Here is a 1,857-nt window from a genome sequence, read left to right as displayed (position 1 = left end):
GACCGGCAGGCCAACGCCGCCCTCTACCGCGTGGTGCTGTGCCGCCTGCGCTGGGACCCCCGCACCCGCGCCTACGCCGAACGACGCACCACCGAAGGCCTGTCCAAGAAAGAGATCATCCGATGCCTCAAGCGCTACATCGCCCGCGAGCTCTACCAGATCATCACATCAAGCGATCTTGAACTCGCCGCTTGACATCCATAGGAGTCAGCCGTTCGCCTGCGGCGACGCCCCGCGGGCGTGAAAATCGGCGCGAGGGTCGCCCGCTGACGCCGCATGATGTTTGGGCTTCGAGCCCGCATAGGAGTCTGGTGAGGGGGCCAGCCGAGGGACCACGCCCTGTCGCCTTGAGCACGACGTTCAGCTTCTCCGCCTCCCTCCGGCTCCCCGGGCGGCCCCGTCCTGGAGCACGACGGCAAGGGAGGGCCGATGACCATGGAAGAGATCAGGGAGGACCAAGCCGACGGAACCGTGGCCAGGGTCGCTGCGATCGACATCGCCAAGGCGTCCGGTGTGGTGTGCATGCGCCTGCCGCACGAGCGGATCGAGGGCCGGCGGGTGCAGCAGGTCTGGACGGTGGCCTCCACCACCAACGCGATCACCGAACTCGGTGACCGCCTCGTCTGCCAGGGTGTTCAGCGGGTGGTCATGGAGGCCACCGGCACCTACTGGAAGGCATTCTTCTACCTGCTCGAGGCTCGCGGCCTGGAGTGCTGGCTGGTCAACGCCCGCGAGGTGAAGAACGTCCCGGGCCGTCCCAAGACCGACAAGCTCGACGCCGTCTGGCTGGCCAAGCTCGCCGAACGCGGCATGGTCCGCGCCTCCTTCGTCCCGCCGAAACCGGTGCGACGGCTGAGAGATCTCACCCGCACCCGCATCGCGTTCACCCAGGACCGCACCCGGCACAAGCACCGCGTCGAGAAGGCACTTGAAGACGCCCAGATCAAGCTGTCCACCGTTGTCTCCGACCTCTTCGGAGTCTCCGGGCGGGCGATGTTGGACGCCCTGGTGGCCGGCGAGCGCAACCCCCGCACGCTGGCCGATCTGGCCCGCGGGAGTCTGATCAAGAAGCACGATGCGCTCATCGAGGCGCTCACCGGGCAGTTCGAAGACCACCACGGCCACCTTCTGCGGATCCTGCTGGACACCATCGACCACTTCACCGCGCAGATCAACGAGCTCGACCGGCGGATCAACGCGCTCCTCCACACGATGACAGCCCCGCCCAGCGACGGCGCCGAGGCATCGGCCGCGGCCGATGCCTCCGGAAGACCCGGCCACGATCTCATCCAGTGCCTCGACGCCATTCCCGGTGTCGGCGAGACGACCGCGCAGATCGTTCTCGCCGAGATCGGCTTGGACATGAGCCGCTTCCCCACTGCGGACCACCTGGTCTCCTGGGCGAAGCTCTGCCCCCGGACCATCCAGTCCGGGACCAAGAACACCGCCGGTCCGGCTGGCCAGGGCAACCCATGGCTCAAGGGTGCCTTGGGCGAAGCGGCCAGCGCCGCCGCCCGCACCGACACCTTTCTCGGCGCACGCTACAGACGCATCGTCAAACGTCGAGGCCACGCCAAAGCACTGGTCGCGGTCGCTCGCACCATCCTCGTCATCGCCTGGCATCTGATCAACGACGCCGACGCCCGCTACCAAGATCTCGGCGCCGATTGGCACCAGCACCACCTGAACACCACCCGCAGGACCCGAGACCTCGTCCGCCAACTCCAGGCCCTCGGCCACCAAGTCACCCTCGCACCCGCAGCCTGACCACAGCCTCCGCTGTCACCAATGCCCGTTCCGCTCCGCGCAACGGACGCTGCCGCCTGCCCGGCGAAGGTTCGATTTTCCGTTCAGCAT

At 67.5% G+C, this 1,857-nt stretch carries 1 protein-coding gene and 1 pseudogene; both read left to right on the top strand.

The window, feature by feature from the left end:
- Window positions 1-195: pseudogene (locus K4S16_RS00010) on the top strand (IS110 family transposase); the annotation flags it as partial.
- 234 nt (window positions 196-429) lie between these two features.
- Entirely contained in the window at window positions 430-1,767 is a 1,338-nt protein-coding gene (locus tag K4S16_RS00005; RefSeq protein WP_149256720.1) for an IS110 family transposase, read from the top strand.
- Window positions 1,768-1,857 lie beyond the last annotated feature (90 nt).

The organism is Actinomadura sp. K4S16 (genome assembly GCF_008327685.1).
GTDB lineage: Bacteria > Actinomycetota > Actinomycetes > Streptosporangiales > Streptosporangiaceae > Spirillospora.
Note: the sequence above shows the minus strand (reverse complement) of the source record. Positions and strands in the feature narration are given on the sequence as shown.